Origin of the sequence: Natronomonas sp. CBA1123, assembly GCF_009741925.1 — an archaeon.
Classification (GTDB): Archaea; Halobacteriota; Halobacteria; order Halobacteriales; family Haloarculaceae; genus Natronomonas.
On the sequence record NZ_WPCC01000001.1, the window covers coordinates 130,432 to 150,985 of the forward strand.

Here is a 20,554-nt window from a genome sequence, read left to right on the forward strand (position 1 = left end):
AGCCTCGCTATTCTTCGAGATACCCTTGACGCTGCATCCGTGTGTGCCACCGAGCGAACACAAAGACGTTCCAGAGAAACCACTCGTAGTCCCGTCTTCCGGACGTGTGTCTGTCGTGCATCTCCAGTATCGTCTCGCTATCGAGAAGCGCTGTATCTGATTCACGTACAGTGCGTCTGAACTGGTCCGATAGGTCATCTTTGAGCCACTCACCGATGGGCATCTCGAAGCCCTGTTTCGAACGGTTCTGAATCTCTTTCGGGAGTAGGTCATCGAACGCCTCTTTCAGGACGCGCTTTCGGTCCCGCGCGGTAATCTTGTAGTCAGTCGGCAGTCCGAGGGCGAACTCGACAACACCAGTGTCGAGGAACGGAACCCGGACTTCGAGGGAGTTGTACATGCTTGCTCGGTCGACCTTCCGAAGCAGCTGATCAGGAAGCCCGAAGAACGTATCCACACCCAGCATTCGTGCCATGTCATCCGAGCGCTCCTGGGGCAGCAGGGACTCAATCGTATCGTGCTCTCGTTGAAGAACCTCGGCACCCGCTTCGAACGGCTTACAATCTCGATAGGCGGCATCTGATTCCTTTGGTGCCTTCTGAATCCATTCGAAATGTCGAGCCGGCAGATCGCCATCATCAACACGCGTGAAATCCTGGGCCTTCCTGAAGGCTTCGCCGAGCGCCGACCCCCGCGTCGCAGGGAGCCGGTTCATTGCGGGTTCTATGAGCATCGAGCGGGCCGTCCTCGGAAGCGACCGATAGAACCGCGAATAGTACTCGCCACGGTATCGGTTGTATCCGGCAAAGAGTTCGTCGGCCCCATCACCTGATAGAGCGACTTTCACGTCATTGCTCGTCTCGCGGGAGACGATATAGGTCGGGATGACAGATGGGTCCGCGAACGGTTCGCCTAGGCGGTCCAAGACGGACGGGATAACCTCCCTTACGTCGTCGATCGAAACGGTGTACTCCGCGTGGTCGGTGTCGTGGAACTCCGCGACCGCTCGTGCCGCGTCGGACTCGTCGAATCGCTCGCTCTCGAAGCCGACAGTGAATGTCCGGACGGGTGTTTCGGATTGCTGGGCCATTACGCCGGCGATGATACTTGAGTCGATACCGCCGCTCAGAAACGCGCCAAGGGGCACGTCACTCATCAGGCGTTTATCGACAGCTTCGACGACCCGTTGCCGGACGCTCTCCACAGCGTCTTCAAATGATTCGTCGATTGTGTCGATCGACGGTTGGTAGTACTGCCAGCGCTCTATGCTTCCGTCCGATACGGTCACCATCTCGCCCGGGGATACCTTATTGATGTTCTGAAACGCGGTCCGGGGCGCGGGAACGTAACCGAGGGTGAAATACTCAGACATCGCTCGGTTATCGAGGCCTCCTTGCTTGACGGGCGATTCCAAAAGCGCGGGCAATTCCGAGGCGAAGCCGATTCGGTCTCCGTCCTCGGCGAGAAACAGCGGCTTGATGCCCATCCGATCGCGGGCCAAGAGGAGGCGTTCGGCATCCCGGTCCCAAAGGGCGAAGGCGAACATTCCTTCGAGGCGTTGTACGAACGAGGAGCCGTGTTCCTCGTAGAGGTGGATCAGAACTTCTGTATCGGTGTCGGTTTCGAAGTCGTGCCCTGAAAGTGATCGACGTAACTGCTGATGGTTGTAAATTTCACCGTTGAAGACGATGGCGACTGTTCCGTCTTCGTTTGATAGAGGTTGGGGCGGTGCGTCGGGGTCGATGATAGAAAGACGGCGATGGACGAGACCAACGGACCCATCAACTTGGATTCCGGAATCGTCCGGCCCCCGATGGACGAGAGATTCACTCATCGCCGATAGTTCGTCGTTGGAGGGGGATGTCGTCGTATCGAAGAGGCCGGCGATTCCGCACACAGTAGTCAGGGATTGTGTTATCTTCCGAATATCAGTTCCGATTGACGCACCATCAACCAGACATCTTGCTGTGCTCCCTGTCTGATGTCGAATATGAGAAGGTGTATTATCATTCGGATAGTACCCGATTTCGATGAAGGAGCCTGTAAGACTCGTCTATCTAATCAACTCTCTCAATGTCGGTGGGGCAGAAACCGGTATGTGTCGGCTTCTCAATGGGTTAGATGAGGAACGGTATGAAGTTACTGTGGTCGCATTAAATGAAATATCAAACGAGCTTGATGACCAGATTCCCACCTGGGTACGGATTCTTCGTCTCTACTCCGATTCTCCGGACCTCCGTGAAACCATAGATTTCATACAGGCCGCACGGAAAGCCGACGTAATCGTGGGTTCTCTGTTTCACGCTGCGATGGTGGCGAAGCTTGTGGGAGTTCTAAACCGCGATGCGACTGTAGCTACGTGGCGACATGCCTGTCCGTTTAAAACACGCTTCCGAAAGACGGTATTCAAACTGACCACAGGATTAACTGACGTGATACTCGCTGACTCAACAGCAGTTGCCGATACGCTCACCGATGAAGTTGGACTTGACATATCCAAGGTACATACTGTCCCCATTGCCGGTCTTGATTTAAGCGAGTACACGATGGTTGATCACCAACAGTCATCGGACATAACTGTTGGTTCTGTTGGGCGTCTAACCGAACCGAAGAATTTTGAAACGGTTCTGTTAGTTGCGGAGCGGTTACAGGAGACAGGAATCACATTCGAAATCGCTGGAGATGGAAAGCAGTACGAAGAGCTGGAGCAAATTATCGATGAAAGGTCCATCTCAAATGTGACTCTTTGCGGGTTCGTAGATGATGTTCCACGATTCCTTTCGCAGTTAGATATATATTTTCAGCCGTCCCGCTGGGAGGGACTGTGTATAACAGTACTGGAGGCGATGGCTACCGGGTTACCCGTCGTGGGCAGTAATGTAGGTGGAATTGAGCAAAACATTGAACATAACTTGACAGGACTTCTCTTTTCCCCAAATGATGTGGGTGGATTTGCCCAAGGTATAAGGAAACTATCGACTAATCCACAGAAGCGTAATGAATTTGGGAAAAGAGCACGACAGATTGTGACTAATCAATTTACAAGGAAGGTATTAGTATCAGATTTTGAGAGATCGATTGACACATATAGTAATGAGAGGTGACAAACCACAAAAATCGAATATGAAAAATCTATATTATGCCGCAACACCGTATCATGTTATTCTTTCCATAGCAATTGCAGAAGAACGTCCGCATCAGAAACATATTCTCTATATCCGATCAGGTAGTGGAGGAATGTCAAAGCTTGTTACGTCTATTAAATCCGATATCCCAATTTTCAACAGCGTGATAAAAAAATATGATATCTCTAAAAGAGGCTTAAATCAAAGTCGGCTGCGTAAGGCGCAGGCAGCAGTAGATTTGATAAAGAGAGTATATAGAGATGATATCGACCGTTTATTCATATTTAATGATATTTCTGGAGACGCACAATCGATTATGTTTTTTTCCCAGATGTCCGCCGAGATATGTCATGTTGAGGATGGGTCGGCAGCATATAATAAGTCCTCACGTAACTGGACCATGGATAATATATTGGCTCGAAAACTCCTTTTCGGTCCTTGGTGGAGGCCGATTAAGGTTCTCGGAACTAGTGGATATGGAGACAAAATCTGGGTTACACATCCAAGCGCGGTTCGGGATGAATTACATCAAATGGAAAAACTCCAGATCAACCCAGATAATGTACAAAAGCATTCGCAATGGGCGAGACGTTATATAAAAAATACCGGTATTAATACAAAATTGGACACAATATCGACGGTTGTCTTTCTCCCCCACTCTAGTCTAATTAGTGAAAAAGCACAGTATCTGACAAATATTAAGTCTATTTTAGATAACTATTCGTCAGAAGGAAAAACCGGAATAAAGTATCATCCCAGAGAACAGGAAACACCGGGGTTCAATTTCGGTAGCAATACTTTTGAAATCCCAAGAGAAATCCCAGCTGAACTCCTCTACTTGGCTTCTAATTCTATAGAAACGGTTTTAGGTGATGTATCTACCAGTTTGATATCTGCATTATGGCTACGGAATGACATCAGGGTGATTTCGTATGCTCTTAATCTAAATGATCACGATGCGAATTTATTCTCAGCATTTGACAAGATTGGGATTACTCTTGTGAGCGGAAGAGATATTGAATAGTTCAGCCAAATCTACTCTTGCGTGAGTAAGAACGTATTCTCCAATTGAAGGAACCTATTAATATTAATTCCGACATTGGGTACAAACTGAGAAAACAGTTCAATTTGAGACTCAATCTCATTCGTTGGAGTGTAGGGGAAGGCCTGATTTGAGTAGCTCCAATGTTCCTGCAAGTTCGTCTTCCTTATTCGAGTTATATTTTCATCCCCAAATAGACGAATTGAAATTCTCTTCGCACGTGTTCTAAGTTCCGGGATATAATTTTCAGAGTTACTACTGTTATCAATGTTGGATATTTCTCGACATATACGGTCTACAGCGGGGGGCTTTGTGTTGATATACTTATTTAGGTACTCTTCATCAGCTGCCTCTAATTGGTATGTCTTCCCTGCTTTGTCTTTAACCAATTCAATTAACTTTTTCTGTGAATCGACAGAAATACTGACCCTATTTGGAAGATCCATGTCGTATTTGGTAGATTTTGGCTTATAAGCAAAGGTCTGAACACCCATAAGTGAGGATTCAATACCAGTTGTGCAACTGTTATGTATAACTGCTTCGGATCCTAAAATCCATTTTCTAACATTTCCTACATATTCCACATACACTCCGTCTATGTTTGAAAAATGGTTTTTATATGTTTTGTAATTCTCTGATGGGTGAGGTCGGATAATCACGTTAAATTTTGTCTCTTTCGATAACTCTTCTGCGAGGTCAGCAAATCGGGATGCTCGATATATATCCCAATCACCTCTTGAGACTACTTTTTGAGGCACCTTATTGATATCTTTAGGCTCGTCTCCTTCGTAATTACCGATTGAAAAATTCGTGTTGATTAATATATAATCTCCGAATTTTTCCTTAAGATTTTCTGCATCATCTTTATATATGGTTCTTAATGGCTCGTATAACAAATCGAATCGAGGGTTTCCAGTAATTGTTAGTTTCGTATTTTTAGTGGTGTTTTCTTTTAGCATGTGTTTTACTTTCTCCCCCCAACAAAAAACATGATTTACGTTTTCTACGATGGATGGATACACTCTTTGAACATATTCCTCGTCCTCCTGAAAAACGCCTCCTTCGGTATCTAAATATATTGTATATATCCCGAGGTTTCGGTACTGCTCAAGCCTCCGCGGCTTAAACGCACTAGTGAATATCATTACATCTGGCTTAGTAACATCAGGGCTAGGATAGACGGATGTACCCTTCCCTACCACGACTTCATGTCCTTTATTCAATAAATTTAGGGCGAGCCATAGTTTTCCGTTGAGCTCTCGTGACTTGATTTCAACCGGTAGACAAACTCTCATGGCTTCGTTTATTGACTCAAAAGAGATTACACTTTTGTTATGCGAATCTCGTATCAGTAATGAAAGTCCCAAATACTTGTGAAATGAAGTGATAGCATCACACTATGAAAACCATTGTAGCAAACATTCAGGCTCGAATGGGCTCAACCCGCCTTCCGGGAAAGATTATGCTCCCGCTCGGAAAGGAACATATTCTAACCCACGATATACAACGAGTGAATAGGTCTGAATTAGTTGACCACACGATAGTAGCAACCTCAGACAAGACCCCCGATGATATCGTAGATCGATATAGCCGTCGCGGTGGAGCAGACGTTTTCCGTGGCAGCGAGTCGGACGTGCTCGACAGGATGTTCAAGGCTGCAAAGCAGGCTAATGCAGACGTAGTTGTCAGAATCACCAGTGATTGTCCGCTCATCTCTCCAGAAACCATTGACGCCGTTATCGAACAACTCCTCGAAACGGATGCCGATTACAGCGCGAATATCCTTGATCGGACGTTTCCACGCGGTCTCGACGTGGAGGCGTTCACGTTCGAGAGTTTCGAACAGGTACACCGGGACGCAACTGATCTATCACATCGAGAACACGTGACACCCTATTACCGAGAGAACCCGGAGAAGTTTGAGTTGGTCAATGTCACGTCCAACCAGGTATTCGACGAACCATGGATGCAGGACCGTACCGACCTCCGGCTGACACTAGATGAGGCCGACGATTATGAAGTGCTCCGTGAGATATACGAAAACGTCTCGTATGAGGGCATACTCGATATCCGAGATGCCGTTCGATATGTCGATAAACACGATTTAATGGCCCTCAACACGGACGTTTCACAGAAATCCACCTGATGCACGTAACGATTCGAGCAGACGGTGGCCCAGAGATTGGCTACGGCCATCTCATACGCTCTAGTGCGCTCGCTGAGGAACTTCTCACTAGAGGTCATACCGTCAGCTACGTTACGACGACGCCGGAGCATGCTGCTGAGGTCTGCCCGGATGCTGCTGAGATTACGCAGTTACCCTCACGAACCGACGTCGAACCCTTCGTTGAGTGGCTTGATAGTACCGATGTCGATTTTGTATTCACCGATGCGTACCCTGTAGATACCGAGTATCAGCGAACTGTTCGAGATCATACTCCTCTCGCTGTTCTCCAAGACGATGCTCGACATACTGTCTGCGCTGATGTCTTCGTCAATGGAAACCTCTATGCTGAAAAACTCGATTACCACTGCATCGACTCTGCTCTCCGCAAGTGTCTCGGTCCCTCGTATCTACTGTTGCGCCGTGAAGTGAGTGAGCTAGCCGAACAAAACCCTCCGTGGCATGAAGAGCCCGAACGGGCGATTGTGACGATGGGCGGTAGTGATACAGCCAATCTAACTCCCAAGATACTACGGGCGTTCGACGGACGAGATTTCCGAGTCGATGCAATCGTTGGGCCAGGATTCTCAGAACGGCAGGAACAAGAAATCCGACAGACTGCGAATGAGGTTTCCACCGAAGTGGCCATTGTTAGGAACCCTGAAGACCTCTACAAACGCATGTTTGCGGCCGACTTCGCAGTTAGCACGTCCAGTAGTACGACGTACGAATTACTCGCACTCGGTACGCCGATTATCAGCTGTCCTGTCGCTTCAAATCAGGAACTGATTGCATCGGTGCTGCAAGAGAGAAACCTCGCGACAGTCCTTGAGGCCGACTGTCCAGCCGCCTCGTTTAGAGATGCTATCGAACTTTATCTCAATCAGTCAGTACTCCGGAAAGAACGCCGTCGAACTGGTCGGGATCTCGTCGACGGAAAAGGAGCGACGCGCGTCTGCGAGGAACTACTATCATACTCGAACCAGAACATTGAGCCATGACCCACGACTGCGACGTAATCTTCCTCGGCATAAACGACGCTGGAATGCGCGTCTACGAGTGGCTCTGTGAGCAGGACGACATTTTTGTCCACTCACTTTTGACGACCAGAGAGCAACTGTCTGTCGTTGAATCCGTCAAGCCGGATTACCTCGTTTCGTGTGGCTACCGCCATATAGTTCCCGAGGAGGTTCTCAGCATCCCTTCGGAGGGTTGTCTTAATCTCCATCCCGCATATCTCCCGTATAATCGGGGCGCGAATCCGAACGTCTGGAGTATCGTTGATGGAACCCCGGCCGGTGTCACCCTTCACTATATGGACCCTGGAATCGATACCGGCAATATCATCGCTCGGCGGACAGTCGAGACTGATTTTTCGGACACGGGAAAGGACCTCTACGAACGACTTGGAGACGCTCAGGTAGAGTTGTTTCAGGACGTGTGGCCAGACATTGTTGAAAAGAACGTCGACGTAATTGAGCAGGATGCAGACGCGGGTACGTATCACGAGACGAGCGATTTCAAAGACCTCTGTCACCTTGACCCACATGAGGAGGTCAAGGTAAAGGAGTTGCTGAATCGACTTCGAGCCTTGACTTTTCCACCGTATGATAACGCCGAGATCGAAATCGATGGCGATACCTACTACATCGAAATCGACATCGAGAGGGCGTAATCAGTCTTCGACATCGGACCACTGAATCCCCTTTCCTTTCGTTATTTTGCGCACCGTTGTCGCGCCGAGTAACTCTTCGTAGAACTTGGGGGGGAGTCCGGTTTCACGTTCGCCGGGACGAAGTATCTTGAGATGGTCTTCGGTTAACGTCTCTCCTTTCTCAATATCAGTCGCTGCGTGAATCGCCCGACGGGCCTTTTCGTAGAGTTCTTCCTCCACATCGAGGACTCGCTTTTCGCCCGTTCCAAGTGCCGTCACCGTCTTTCGAATTGCTGTCACCATCCGGTCAAGCTGGTCGGGCTCCAGCGCGAATTCGTGGTCCGGCCCCTCCATCGACTTATCGAGTGTGAAGTGCTTCTCGACGATGCTCGCCCCGAGTGCGACGGCTGTACTTGGAGCTGTTACGGGGTCGAGTGTGTGGTCCGAAAGGCCCGACGGATAGCCGAATTCTTCCTGTAGCGTTCGGACCACCTGAACGTTAATTTCCGACAAGGGTGTCGGATATGCGGCAACACACTGAAGCAAAGCGAGGTCATCAGCTCCGGCTTCCTCCAGAACGTCCACGGATTCTCGCACCTCCCCAAATTCGTGAGCGCCTGTGGACATGATAATCGGCTTGTCGGTTCCAGCCAAGTGCTGCAGGAACGGGTGGTGGCTGCTCGTGTAGCTCGCCACCTTCCAAGCAGGCACATACTCATCCAACTCCTCGGCAGAGCGCTCGTCGAACGGCGTAGACATAAAGTAGATGTCTCGCTGGCGGCAGTAGTCGTGGAGTTCTGGAATCCACTCGTAGGGCATCTCCATAGACTCAATAATCTCGTAGATTGTACGGTCGTCATTGAGGTATTCAACCTCTCCGCTATCTTCTACGTACAAGTCCTCGGCACGAAACGTCTGGAATTTCACCGCATCCCCTCCGGCATCGGCGGCGACATCAATCAGTTCCTTGGCAATTTCCAAGTCACCGTTGTGATTCGACCCCGCCTCAGCGATGACGAACGTCGACTCGTCGGGACCTACTGGCCGGTCGCCAATATAGAATTCAGCCATACCAACACTCGGGATGTGCCGAGAGATAAATCCTCTTTCTGCTGTCAGGCGTGATGCGCCCGCAGGCGCTCGATTGCTTGAATCACGTCTGTCACGTCATCACCGTCCATCTCAGGATGCAGTGGCAAACTAACTAGACCGTCGTACACTCGCTCGGCTTTGGGGAACATGCCTTGTTCATAGCCGAACTCCTTTTGCAAAAGCGGGTGGTAATGTAATGGCACGTAGTGGACCTGCACACCGATATTCTCCGCGTGCAACGCGTTTACGAACTCCTCTCGGTCGCAGCCGAATTCATCTCGAATCTCGACCGCATAGAGATGGTACATCGGGTCGGAATTGACCGGTTTCGGTGGGGTCCGAATACCAGCTACGTCTTCGAAGGCCTCGTTATATCGAGCGATAATCTCGTCACGGCGTTCTTTGAATTCGTCCAACCGATCGAGTTGCGCGAGTCCGAGCGCGGCTTGCAGATCGGTCACATTGTAGTTGTAGCCGACGCCCTCGGCTACCTGATACCACGGCTCCGATTCGTGCCCCTCTGGCTCGTAGTTCATGTCGAACGACCGGAGTCGCCGAACCCGCTTTGCCAGTTCATCGTCGTCGGTGACGACCATCCCGCCCTCGCCGGTCGTGATGTTCTTGACGGGATGGAAACTGAACACAGCCATATCTCGCTGGGCGCCGATTGGCTCGCCTTGCCAATGCCCGCCAAAGGCGTGGCAGGCGTCCCAAATAATCGTCAGATCGTGCTCGTCGGCGATTACCAGTAGTTCCTCGATATCAGCCGGATGGCCTCCATAATGCATCGGAATCAACCCGGTGGTATCGTCGGTTATCTGCTGTAGGACCGCATCCGGGTCGAGCGTTCGGCGATGTGGGTCAATTTCGGCTAGGACCGGTGTCGCTCCACAATAAGTCGCGGCGTGGGCCGTCGAGACGAACGTCAGCGGTGTGGTAACGACCTCATCGCCCGATTCGAATCCCGCCGCTCGCCCGGCAAGATGGAGTGCCGTCGTACCCGATGTAGTCGCGATGGCATGGTCGACGCCGACGAACTCGGCCACCCGCTCCTCGAACTCGTCGACCGTCGGACCACGGGTGATGTAGTCGCCTTCGAGGGACTCCAGCACGGCCTGCTTTTCTGTTTTAGAGATGCTCTGCCCCCGTATCCCAACACGTCCTCACGGATTGGTTCACCCCCGTATTTTGCAGGCGTCTCGTCGGTCATGCTGTCTCCTGTTGTTCCTTGAGCCACTCGCGGAGCCGTCCAACGCCTTCCTCAAGGGAAACTTCCGGTTCCCAGCCCAACAGCTCGTTTGCCTTCTCGGGATTACAGAGAAGCTTCTGGACCTCGCTTTGAGGGTGATGGTGTTCGACGTGGTTGATTTCGGTTCCCTCTGTGGCAATCAACTTGGCCAACTCGTTGATCGAAATATCCGAACCGGTACCGGCGTTGATGACTTCACCGATGGCCGCGTTGGAGAACGTCCCATCCACGATGAACCGCGCACAGTCGGTCACGTACATGAGATCCCGCGTCTGGGTGCCGTCGCCGAATATCTTCAGTGGCTCACCCTGAATGTCCCGATTTGTAAAGATGGAAACCACACCACCGGCCATCCCGGTCTTCTGGAATGGGCCGTAGGTGTTGAACGGACGAAGTATCTTCACCGGCAGGTCGTAGCCGTGGTAGTAGCTTTCCGCGAGATTCTCCGCTGCGAGCTTCGTTCCGGCATATGGAGACGCCGGTTTTACTGGGTGATCTTCGTCGATGCCCTCCTCGGAATCGACCATGTCGTACACCATGCAGGTGCCGACGAGGCCAAGCCGTGTCTCAGTCGCTCGACACGCCTCAAGGACCCGCTCGGTCCCGACGATGTTCGATTCGAAATGGGTACGCGGTTCATCCAGACTCTCCTGGACGTCTATTTCGGCCGCCAGATGGATGCAGGCATCAGTGTCATCGTCTATGAGTTCCTCGACGGTTTCTCGACCGGCGACGTCACCAACGGTCAGTTCAAATTCCTCTGCGGACTCGAATTCGGCGACGTTCCGCCGTGATCCATTCGAGAGGTCGTCGAGGCCGCGAACCGTATACCCGCGGTCCAAGAGTTCGCTGACGACCCATCGGCCGATGAACCCCGCTGCGCCAGTTACCGCAACTGTTCCTCGTGTCATCGTGCAATTCCCTCCTCAAACTCCGTCCGAAGAAGGTTAATTATTTCTTCACGAGACAACTTCTCGGCGGTTCCAGATGACCGAACGACGTCATTGACTGGTTCGAAGCCTTCGATCCCGTCGTGAGTCAAATAGCCGTTCTCTCCCGACTGTTCAGGGTGAATCGCGTACAGAGACTCGTTTTCGACGGTCCGAGGAACCTCTCGTTCAGTCATGATCTCCTCATCGAACGTTTCCCCAACACGGCGACCGGTAAGCGTAATCTCGATTTCCTCTGAGTCGTAGCCGTTCACGGGGGCAAAGACGTCTATCATCGCCTCGGCCAAGTCTTCGATTCGCACGGCATCCATCTTGTGAACGAACACCTCCCCGCCCTGCGTGTGCTCCATTGCGTCGATGACCAACTCGGCCACGTCATCGTACGTGAGGAAAAAGCGGGTCATCTTCGGGTCCGTTAATGTAATCGGTCCTCCCTTCTCGATTTGCTCTTGGAACAGTGGGATTACGGATTGAGAGGAATTCACAACGTTTCCGAACCGAACTGAGGCGAGTCGGATGTCGTGGCCACCGCTGTACTTGTTGGCCGCTGTTACCAACTTCTCGCCCAGTAGTTTCGTCGTTCCCATCGTGTTCGCCGGATGGACTGCCTTGTCGCTACTCGTGAACACGAGTTGGTCAACATCGGCATCGATTGAAACATCGATGAGGTTCTGCAAACCCATCACGTTGGTTTTGACCGCCTCGAATGGGTTGTACTCACAGACATCGACGTGCTTCATCGCGGCAGTATGGATGACGAGGTCGATACCGTCGACGGCGCGCTTCAATCGGTCCTTGTCACGGACGTCCCCCGCGAGGAACCGACATCGGTCGTCCTGTAGTTCGGTTTTGAGGGCGGCGAGGCCGGGTTCGCTCTGGTCGAAAATTCGAATGACGTTCGGATCTCGTTTGAGAAGTCGTCGAACGAGAATCCGGCCGACGGAACCGGCGCCGCCAGTTATGAGGATATTCTTATCTGAAATCATTTATTCTGGGTCTGAAGCTATTGGTAAATAGGTCCGTAATCCGTTATCCGCTTTGTGATTGAATCGCGTAAAGGTCGGCGTACTGCCCCTCCTCATTGATCAATTCTTCGTGAGACCCAGTCTCGATAATCTCGCCCGCTTCAACAGTATAAATCCGGTCGGCGTTCTTGACCGTCGATAGCCGGTGTGCAATCCCGACAATTGCGTAATCGCGCTCCATACTTTCGATGGACGACTGAACCTGTTTCTCCAGATTCGAGTCGAGGTCGCTCGTAGCCTCGTCCAGTACCAACACCTCGGCGTCCTTCAACAACGCCCGAGCCAGCGCAACACGCTGTCGTTGCCCACCAGATAATCGGACTCCCTCGTCACCGAGTTGAGTATCGTAGCCCTCTGGTAGTTCGTCGAGGAACTCGTCGACCTTCGCAACACGAGTGACCCGGTCCAGCTCCTCGTCGGAAACCTCCCGATTCCCGATTGTGAGGTTGTATCGGAGCGTGTCGTTGAAGATGAATGGATCTTGCCGAACGACCGCGACCTTCGAGCGCCATTCGTCGATTTCCATCTCGTGGATCGACCGATCGTTCGCCCGAATCTCCCCGGAATCGGGTTCGTACATCCGAGCGAGTAGCGACACAATCGTCGATTTCCCGGCTCCAGACTGGCCAACGAAGCCGATGAACTCACCCTTCTCGAACTCGAACGATACCTCCGAAAGTGCCTCTTCATCCTGTCCTTGGTAAGAGAAGCGCACATCATCAAATTCGATGGTTTCCACAGTTTCTGGAATGTCTTCGGTTACAGTATCGGGCTCTCGGCTTTGCTTGAGCTCGTCGACGAAGTTCTGAGTTCGAACGAGATGTGGAAGGTTATTTTCGACCTTGTAGAGAAGTCGATTCAGGTTACTCGCCTTTGGCCCGAGTCGGAACATGGCGAAGAGGAAGACACCGAGTGCACCCAGAGACATATTGGCGAAGACGATTGCGAGGTAAATAAGCACGAACACCGAGACAGCAGTCAAGAGGTTATAGAAATTGTTTATCGCCTGTTCGTTCCGTCTAAGCCTGATACTTGACGCCGCGAACTGGTTTACAGCATTTAGAAAGTCCTCGTACAGCTCGCTCTTTAGACCGAAGAGCTTCGTGTCCCTGATGCCTTGCGTTCCGGCTTGCGCCGCCTGCTGGACGCGTTCGTTAGCGTCAGCGACCTTGTCGCCGAGTTCGTAGCCTGGTTCTACGACGTAGCGGAACAGCACTGCGAAGCCGCCGAGAAACACGAGCACGAATAGCGTAAGATACGGTGCGATAATGAGCGCTACCAAAAAATACAGCGCCGCCAGAAAGCCCTGCTCAAGGAAATCAATAACGTACCGTATCGTCCGTCCAGCGTACTCCGCCTGTGTCACAATCGCGTTTAGAATATCGTCCGATCCTTCCTGGTCGAAGTACTCGATTTTCGCGCCCAGTGCGTTATCGAAGGATTTCTTCTGCAGTTCTCGCGTGTAATCAACGACCAGCGCGTCCCGGAGATAGCGTACAAAGAACGTTGCTGTCCACCGCACCGTCAAAATCGCACTCACACCGACGATAACGAACCCGAGGGTGAATGGGATTCCCAGGAACTGATAGGCGGCGACAAAAAGTGACATCACGCCTTCGGCTTCCTGTGCGGGGTTGCCGGGCGATTGGACGGTTTCTACGATCGGCAGGATAAAGCTCAGTCCGATGCCTTCCAGTAGCGCAGCGAAAACACCACCCGCGACGATGCCAATAGTGAGGAGCCGCCGGTATCTAGCCACCTCTACCAGCGCGTGGAGTTGCACACGTCTGCTGGTCGGTTCGTCCTCACTCATTATTGCAACACTTTCTACCGTGCTGATTTATGAGCGTCGGTCTTGCCTCGTTCAGATATTACCTCAAAATCACCTTTTATATATGGTGATGGCTCGAACGTTCGAGAATGGATTAATGTCGAAGACAACTGCCGTGCCACCGATACGGTTCGGAGGAACGAAATATCGGCGACGTGTACTGCGTCGGGGGGTGGTAAGGAACGAGCGAATCTAGAGGTCGCTCACGCAGTGCTTGATGCGGTCAATGCTAATAGCAATAGGGTTCTGTCGCGGGAAGAAACGCGGTTTTTATTAGTAGAGTACCTCCACCTTTCTCTTATGTATACAATCTTGTCAACGTTTCCACCACATTCCTCCGGAAATGTTGGAGACAAACTCCTTGAGGAGCAAGTCCAGCACCTCATCCAGAAAGAACGTGGTGTTGGTGACTTCAACGTAGTATTCCGTGAACACGATTTTTCCGCAACGCTTGATCAACTCAATGCATCGGATGCAATCATACTACCTGCGTTTGCCATCCGAGAGCCGCTCTACCCTCAAGTATACCGACTCGCCGAGAACATTGACGAAATTCAACCTCCGATTATCCCGTTGGCGTCGAATTGGTCGCACTATCCCGGAGACCAACTTGGCAACGAAACCCACGAGTATCAGACTGAAACTCTCCAGTTCCTTCAGCGACTAGCTAATCAGCCCGAACTTGACGGCTTTACTACTCGCGACATATACACGAAACGGATTCTTGAACGCCATGGGTTTGAGGCCCGGCTCGTTGGTGACCTTGGCTGGTACCACGACGACTACCTCGGTCATGAGATGCGCGTACCGGACAGCATTGATCACATCGTCATGACCACCCCGCACAACGCCCACTATGTGGACCAGGCTGAGGGCGTGATGGACATGCTCATTGAACGGTATCCGGACGCGACACTTACCTGTTCGTTCCATAGCCGCCTCACAGATTCCGACCGCCAACTCCGAGAGCTTGCTAAAGATCGCGGCTTCAAGGTCGTGTTGGCGAGCCACGATACCAAAAATATCGAGTTCTATAACGACTGTGATCTCCATGTCGGCTATCGCCTCCACGGCCACATCAGCTTCCTCCGCCGGCGATTGCCGTCGGTGCTCATCGGCGAGGATGGCCGTGGAAACGGCTTCAACGCTACTCTCGGTACTGCGGGATTCCCGGCGACTCAGAGGCGGCTTGGCCCGCGGACGGCCAAGCTGGTGCAGTCATTCGCTGGGGCGTTGCCCGGGAAAGGACTTCGTAAGTTCATCCAGCACAGGGGTCTGTCGGAACGGCCATTCCATACTCTGATTGCACCACCAGATCCAAAAGTACCCGAAAAAATCAACGCGTTCCTTCAGGAAGAACAGACAAACGGCTTCAAGAGCTACAAGGCGGTCCCTGAGTTGTTTGATGAGACATATGAAAATTCAATGAAGCCATTTCTCAAGAAGCTACCATAACAGTCTTGAAGCAGGTCTCATCGAATTCGTCGAAAATCGACCAGGACGCGACCAACGATACGCGCTTGACAACACCAAACTCGAGGCACTCGGGTGGGAGCCTTTCTAGACTTTCGAAGAAGGATTCTAGCAGGCTGTTGAGTACTATCTAGGGTCGGAAACCAGCTCATAATAGAGGACTATATATTGTCGACCGACGCTGACGCTCTAGAGACACCACACTGCTTCAAGTGAAGCCGTCGGCGAGTCTGAATGGGATTATTGGGAAATAACCAACAGAGAGACACCCCACCATGTCGAGTGTTCTACACTCCAAAGACACCCCCGAACTGCCTACTTAGAGAGATATCTCGAACCACCCCACTTTGTCGAATGCTATCTACCAAACCACCACCCACACCCCACCATGTCGAGTGTTCCGCTAGGTTCCAAGTCAGGTGTGCCGAGCAACAGTATCAGGTACGGAAATCCCCTCGAGATCGCCAACAACCTCACACACCGTCGTCAAATCGACCTTGAATTCGTACTCGTAGTACTGCCCACCAGCACGGCCCTCGTTACGAGCCCACCGATCGAGAATGCCGAGCATGGCGAGATCGGCGAGGTGGTCGTGCATCCGACGGCGAACGAGGGGGTCAGCACCAGAGCGTTCGGCAATCGTTCGATACCGTGGAAAGATGTCCCGCACACGCGCCGGCGTTTCGTCCTGCAATGCCAAATCCAACGTCGCGACTAATGCGAGATGGCCATGCCGTGTGAGTTCGCGCATCCCGTGTTCAATTTGACTCTGTTCGAGGGCATCTCGGGCCTCATGCACGTGACACTCAGTAATCGTCGACTCGCCAGCGGCGCGGGCTAACTCACCAGCCTTGTACAGGAGATTGAGTGCCTGCCGTGCACTCCCAGTGTCCTGTGCTGATAACGCCGCACACAAGGAAATCACACCGGACGCAGTCGCACCGTCGTACAAGGCGCCCTCAACGCGTCGTTGCAGAATCGCTTCCAGTTCCGGTGCCTGATACGGCGGAAAGTGAATCTCTTCCTCGCAGAGTGTGTCTTTGACCTTTGGCGAAAGCTCATCTCGGAACCCGAAATCGTTGCTAATCCCGATTACACCCGGTTTGACCGACTCAAGATTCCCATTCGACCGAGCGCGGGGCAACTCATACAGAATCTCGTCATCACTCCCGATGTGGTCGATTTCGTCGAACACGAGGAGAATCGTCCCACCAATCGATTCGAGTTCCTCGTACAGAAGATCGAACACACGCTGCTGTGGATACCCGGTCGTACTAATCTGCTTTCCAGCTGGTCGAAGCTCGTTGACGAGATTCACCGCCACCTGGTACGATGATGAAAGATTTGTGCAGTTCAGCCAGACCACAGAAAGATCGACATCGTCGTACTCAGCGGTATCTTCTTGGAGCCGATTCAGCAAGTACCGAGAGACTGCTGTTTTCCCGACACCGGTCTTGCCATACAGGAATATGTTCCGAGGCTGAGCACCGTTGACGATGGGCTGGAGCGCGGTTTTGTACGCCTCTAGCTCCTCTTCTCGTGCGGTAATCGACTCCGGTTGGTAATCTTCCCGGAGCATATCCTCGTCACGGAAGATTTCGGTATCCCGACTGAATGTCGACATTCGATACCGGATTGTGAATCCGATAATACATAAAACCATCGCGTTAAGTGCGTCGAGTGCGTCGAGTGTTATTCAACAAGACCCCTCGAACATAACACTCGACACAGTGGGGTGTGGTAGGGGACCTCCGCTACACGATAACCCAAACAGCCGAATTACTCCATTAGGAGGACATTTTCCGCCAATACTCCTATTCTCAGTTAATAAGAAGGTTCGAGGGGGCCCGCTTTCGTGATACAATACTTCTCGCAGAACACTCGACACAGTGGGGTGTGGGAATGGCGGATTCAGTTCCGATTCGATGGACATGCTCGATTGGTGTTCACTTCACAGGAGAGAATCGACCACCATCGCGAGATACACCACGATGTCGAGTGTTCTTTTAATTGGGTGCACCAATTCATAAACCCCATTATTAGACGCTTAGAGAACGATTTATTGACGAGAATCACTTGAAACAGTGGGGTGTCCCTCCACTGTCCGGACGAGCGTCACACCACCAGAAATTCTAGCTCGATTCGGCGTGTGGGACCGGCTGAATAGACACGAATATCTTCGATCGTCCCTATCTTTCTGAGGCCTCCTGTTCGACGAGAGTCTGCAGCATCGATACGAGAGACCGAAGCACCACTGTTTGGTCGACACTCGCCGCCGACTCATCACCTCCGAAACCCCGCTCGTAGGCGCGAACGCTGTGGGTCAGTGCGCGTCGGTCGCGAGATATCGCTCGTCGCGAACCCCACGCATCCTCGACCTCTAGGGCATCTAAATGGTTCGAACAGAAGTCAACGCCTCTAACCATCTCAAATAAACGATTTCGGAGATACTGTCTCACTCGGGTGCAGCATGCAATTCGTACAAAAAAATATATTCTGGGTTAGAAGAATATATTACACAAGGGCAACCACCGAGGAACCCGACCCGCAAACCCAACGGAGAGAATACATGACCGTCGAGGCCCCACCACCATACGAGGATGTAAACGAGGCAGCAATCGAGGAGTGGAAACAGGACACGACGACGAGAGAGCGTATTCGGGCTGTTATCCAACGGATTCAGGAGCCGACAGCAGCGTCTACCATCGCCGAGCAAGCGCGAGCAAGCCAGCCAGTGGTTCGCGATACGCTCGCGGACTTGGCGAATCTTGGCGTCGTTGAAACCCTCGAAACGCCGCAGGGGACGCTCTACAAGCGTGATGACCGGATGGCTATCTACAACCAAATCATTCAGCTCCAAGAAGCGTATGATAAAGACGAGCTCGTGGCTGAACTCCAGAACCTCAAAGGGATGGTCAATGGGTTTAGAGACCAGTACGGAGTCGAGTCGCCAACAGAACTCGCCCAAGAGTTGGAACCGGATGATACAGCCGGTTGGGAGGACCACACAGTGTGGCAAACCGCACAAAAGAACCTCTATCTTGCCAAGGCAGCGATCAGTTTCTCCGACGCCCGAAAGGCCCTCGCGTAGCAATGACTGGCTTGCTGGGCGATACGGGCCCCATCGAATACAGTGCGCTTGGGAAAATCCGAGACGTCTTCCGTACCGCTGAACCGTTAGTGATCCATCACAGTCTTGCAGGTCGTCTTGACCCAAACCCGGAACTGAATGTCACGGTCGATGCTGGCTTTGGCTCCAGTGCGTGTGGACGGTTCGATGTCAGGTGGACCGAGAACAATTGCTATAGCTTTCATTACACCGAGGAAGACGGAATCGAGTTTCGGTTCGACCGGCACCCTGAGCCGAATGCACCGCCCAAGCATTTCCACGAACCGCCGAATGCAACGGCACGAGTTCCCTCGTGTATCGAGGTCGAAACGCCGGAGTTGGTCACCCGGGCAGTGTTGAAGTGCTGGCGGACAGCCTTGAGCAAGGATGACCCTTCCAAACTCAACGCTCGATCGAATCCACCCTGACGCCCCGACATGCGCGTGATATCGAGGCAGCCAAAGACAACTCATCGCATTCGCCGCCAAAGTGAAATGTCCTATCGATATTTCTTGATAAAATGAGTGTACACTACGGTTTTGACCGTTATACGGGACTCTACCTGCTAATCTCTGTCACCAGCTTGTGTATCATGTGCCATCTCACAGACCAAGATTCGTCACTTGGCTCGTTGCCGTATGAAGCAGTGCTCCTACGAACGCTATTGTCCGTCTGATTCCACTGGTTGTTCACTTGAAGAGGTAGGTATCTCTGTGTCTTGCCCAATACTTTAAATCGGATAGGGGGCCTATTTCAGGTGAGACACGATGGCAACCCAACAATACGGAATCGTTCCGGCGTCGGACTCCGATATCCACGACGAGCCACATCTTCCGGGGAGCCGCATCACGGTCCGTGACATCCAACGCCGCGTCGAAGAGCGCGGTGATGCCCCGATTCGTGTCGCCGAACGGTTCGATATCGATATCGCGGCCGTCTACGAGGCGCTGGCATACTACCACGCCAATCCGGAAGCGATGCGAGCGGCTGAGGCCCGACATGCACGTGCTGTCGAAGCAGCCAAAGACGACTCATCGCTTTCGCCGCCAGAGTGAGATGTCCTATCGACTACTTCTTGACGAAAACATTGAACACGAGGTCGGACACCGACTCGAACACTATGGTCACGATGTCGTCCATGTCGACTTTGAACCGGAACTCGGGAAGGGATCGACGGACCAATCGCTTGCTGCCTACACTCGTTCGAAAGACAGGATTCTCGTCACTTACGATGACGATTTCGTCCTCTCGTTGGATAGCTCCGAGTTCAGAGCGGCTTTCTACCTCGCTGATGCATCGCTCCCAGCCGAAACTGTCGCCGATATTATCCACGAGGTTTCGAAGCACTACCCCCAAACCGAGGTAGACGGCCTCGAGCACCTGGGAATCGAATGGCTCTGAGGAACGTCTGACTCATGTAGTATCGCTTCTCAATGCACAAGACGGGAGTGCAAGTAGGGCTCATTAACATCCTCCCAACCCTACTCGCCCACTGCTGATGCGGTTCGCTCCTTGAGGGTGGGGCTTCCTGCTTCCATGGCACGGACCTCGTCCGCCGCTTCGATGATGTCGTAGAAGGTCATACTCTGTGTAATCATTATCTGGATAATGACCGTCGAATTCTGGCGGGATTGTAGCTCATCAAACGCTTCACCTCACTTGCTGGTGAGACATCCCGGTATCGAGGTTGTGGCTGCGCGCACAGCGACCGCGAGACGCGACCGCAGGGAGCGTCTCGGGCAGTGCGAACGGTGAGCGAAGCGAGCCGTGAGTACAAGCGAGCACGGAGCGGAGGGTGGGGCGGCGGGCGTGGCGTGGAGGGCGCAAAAACCGAGGGAGA

Annotated in this window: 17 protein-coding genes; 9 read left to right on the top strand and 8 right to left on the bottom strand. The window is 52.2% G+C overall.

The features are described from left to right. Positions 1-7: 7 nt before the first annotated feature. Entirely contained in the window at positions 8-1,834 is a 1,827-nt protein-coding gene (gene asnB, locus GJ631_RS00630; RefSeq protein WP_231753830.1) for an asparagine synthase (glutamine-hydrolyzing), read from the bottom strand. 196 nt (positions 1,835-2,030) lie between these two features. Between asnB and GJ631_RS00635 the strand changes: the two genes are divergently transcribed. Both GJ631_RS00635 and GJ631_RS00640 read left to right on the top strand, forming a co-directional pair. After that, positions 2,031-3,104 carry a glycosyltransferase family 4 protein gene (locus GJ631_RS00635; RefSeq protein WP_156707283.1) on the top strand — a complete coding sequence of 358 codons (1,074 nt, stop codon included), beginning with the start codon at positions 2,031-2,033 and terminating at the stop codon, positions 3,102-3,104. Then, positions 3,094-4,149 (top strand): polysialyltransferase family glycosyltransferase, encoded by a 1,056-nt coding sequence (locus tag GJ631_RS00640; RefSeq protein WP_156707284.1) that lies wholly within the window; start codon positions 3,094-3,096, stop codon positions 4,147-4,149. Before GJ631_RS00635 ends, GJ631_RS00640 begins: the two co-directional genes overlap by 11 nt. Before the next feature lie 11 nt (positions 4,150-4,160). Here the strand turns inward: GJ631_RS00640 and GJ631_RS00645 are convergent, their stop codons facing one another. Further along, positions 4,161-5,462 carry a surface carbohydrate biosynthesis protein gene (locus GJ631_RS00645; RefSeq protein ID WP_156707285.1) on the bottom strand — a complete coding sequence of 434 codons (1,302 nt, stop codon included), beginning with the start codon at positions 5,460-5,462 and terminating at the stop codon, positions 4,161-4,163. Positions 5,463-5,566: 104 nt separating this feature from the next. Here GJ631_RS00645 and GJ631_RS00650 point away from each other — a divergent pair, with 104 nt between their 5' ends. Genes GJ631_RS00650 through GJ631_RS00660 form a run of 3 tightly spaced genes read left to right on the top strand, consistent with a single transcriptional unit; the run spans position 5,567 to position 8,006 of the window. After that, a complete protein-coding gene (locus GJ631_RS00650; protein WP_156707286.1) occupies positions 5,567-6,313 on the top strand; it encodes a cytidylyltransferase domain-containing protein in 747 nt (248 codons plus the stop codon). Continuing rightward, on the top strand, positions 6,313-7,332 hold the full coding sequence (pseG, locus tag GJ631_RS00655) for a UDP-2,4-diacetamido-2,4,6-trideoxy-beta-L-altropyranose hydrolase (RefSeq protein WP_156707287.1): 1,020 nt from the start codon (positions 6,313-6,315) through the stop codon (positions 7,330-7,332). Before GJ631_RS00650 ends, pseG begins: the two co-directional genes overlap by 1 nt. Further along, positions 7,329-8,006 (top strand): methionyl-tRNA formyltransferase, encoded by a 678-nt coding sequence (locus GJ631_RS00660; RefSeq protein WP_156707288.1) that lies wholly within the window; start codon positions 7,329-7,331, stop codon positions 8,004-8,006. Before pseG ends, GJ631_RS00660 begins: the two co-directional genes overlap by 4 nt. Here GJ631_RS00660 and GJ631_RS00665 read toward each other — a convergent pair whose 3' ends face one another. From GJ631_RS00665 to GJ631_RS00685, 5 genes are all read right to left on the bottom strand, one after another. Beyond that, positions 8,007-9,056, bottom strand: a complete 1,050-nt coding sequence (locus tag GJ631_RS00665; protein ID WP_156707289.1) for an N-acetylneuraminate synthase family protein — start codon at positions 9,054-9,056, stop codon at positions 8,007-8,009. A gap of 44 nt (positions 9,057-9,100) precedes the next feature. Further along, positions 9,101-10,189, bottom strand: coding sequence for a DegT/DnrJ/EryC1/StrS family aminotransferase (locus tag GJ631_RS00670; protein ID WP_197424688.1), 1,089 nt, complete (start codon positions 10,187-10,189; stop codon positions 9,101-9,103). A 94-nt stretch (positions 10,190-10,283) separates the two neighbouring features. Next, positions 10,284-11,237, bottom strand: a complete 954-nt coding sequence (locus GJ631_RS00675) for an NAD(P)-dependent oxidoreductase (protein WP_156707290.1) — start codon at positions 11,235-11,237, stop codon at positions 10,284-10,286. Next, the gene (locus GJ631_RS00680) at positions 11,234-12,262 is read right to left on the bottom strand and encodes an SDR family NAD(P)-dependent oxidoreductase (RefSeq protein WP_156707291.1); all 1,029 of its coding nucleotides are present in this window, start codon (positions 12,260-12,262) and stop codon (positions 11,234-11,236) included. Before GJ631_RS00680 ends, GJ631_RS00675 begins: the two co-directional genes overlap by 4 nt. A 43-nt stretch (positions 12,263-12,305) precedes the next feature. After that, complete coding sequence (locus GJ631_RS00685) at positions 12,306-14,114, bottom strand: ABC transporter ATP-binding protein (RefSeq protein ID WP_156707292.1); 1,809 nt, start codon at positions 14,112-14,114, stop codon at positions 12,306-12,308. 228 nt (positions 14,115-14,342) lie between these two features. Here GJ631_RS00685 and GJ631_RS00690 point away from each other — a divergent pair, with 228 nt between their 5' ends. Then, complete coding sequence (locus GJ631_RS00690; RefSeq protein WP_156707293.1) at positions 14,343-15,587, top strand: polysaccharide pyruvyl transferase family protein; 1,245 nt, start codon at positions 14,343-14,345, stop codon at positions 15,585-15,587. A 433-nt stretch (positions 15,588-16,020) separates the two neighbouring features. Here the strand turns inward: GJ631_RS00690 and GJ631_RS00695 are convergent, their stop codons facing one another. After that, positions 16,021-17,229 (bottom strand): orc1/cdc6 family replication initiation protein, encoded by a 1,209-nt coding sequence (locus tag GJ631_RS00695; protein ID WP_156707294.1) that lies wholly within the window; start codon positions 17,227-17,229, stop codon positions 16,021-16,023. A gap of 945 nt (positions 17,230-18,174) precedes the next feature. On the opposite strand from GJ631_RS00695, the gene GJ631_RS00700 reads away from it, so the two are divergent. From GJ631_RS00700 to GJ631_RS19325, 3 genes are all read left to right on the top strand, one after another. After that, entirely contained in the window at positions 18,175-18,696 is a 522-nt protein-coding gene (locus GJ631_RS00700; RefSeq protein ID WP_156707295.1) for an ArsR family transcriptional regulator, read from the top strand. Between the two features lie 785 nt (positions 18,697-19,481). Further along, positions 19,482-19,769 carry a DUF433 domain-containing protein gene (locus GJ631_RS00705; protein WP_156707296.1) on the top strand — a complete coding sequence of 96 codons (288 nt, stop codon included), beginning with the start codon at positions 19,482-19,484 and terminating at the stop codon, positions 19,767-19,769. Position 19,770: 1 nt separating this feature from the next. After that, on the top strand, positions 19,771-20,115 hold the full coding sequence (locus tag GJ631_RS19325; protein WP_197424689.1) for a DUF5615 family PIN-like protein: 345 nt from the start codon (positions 19,771-19,773) through the stop codon (positions 20,113-20,115). The last annotated feature ends 439 nt before the right edge of the window (positions 20,116-20,554 follow it).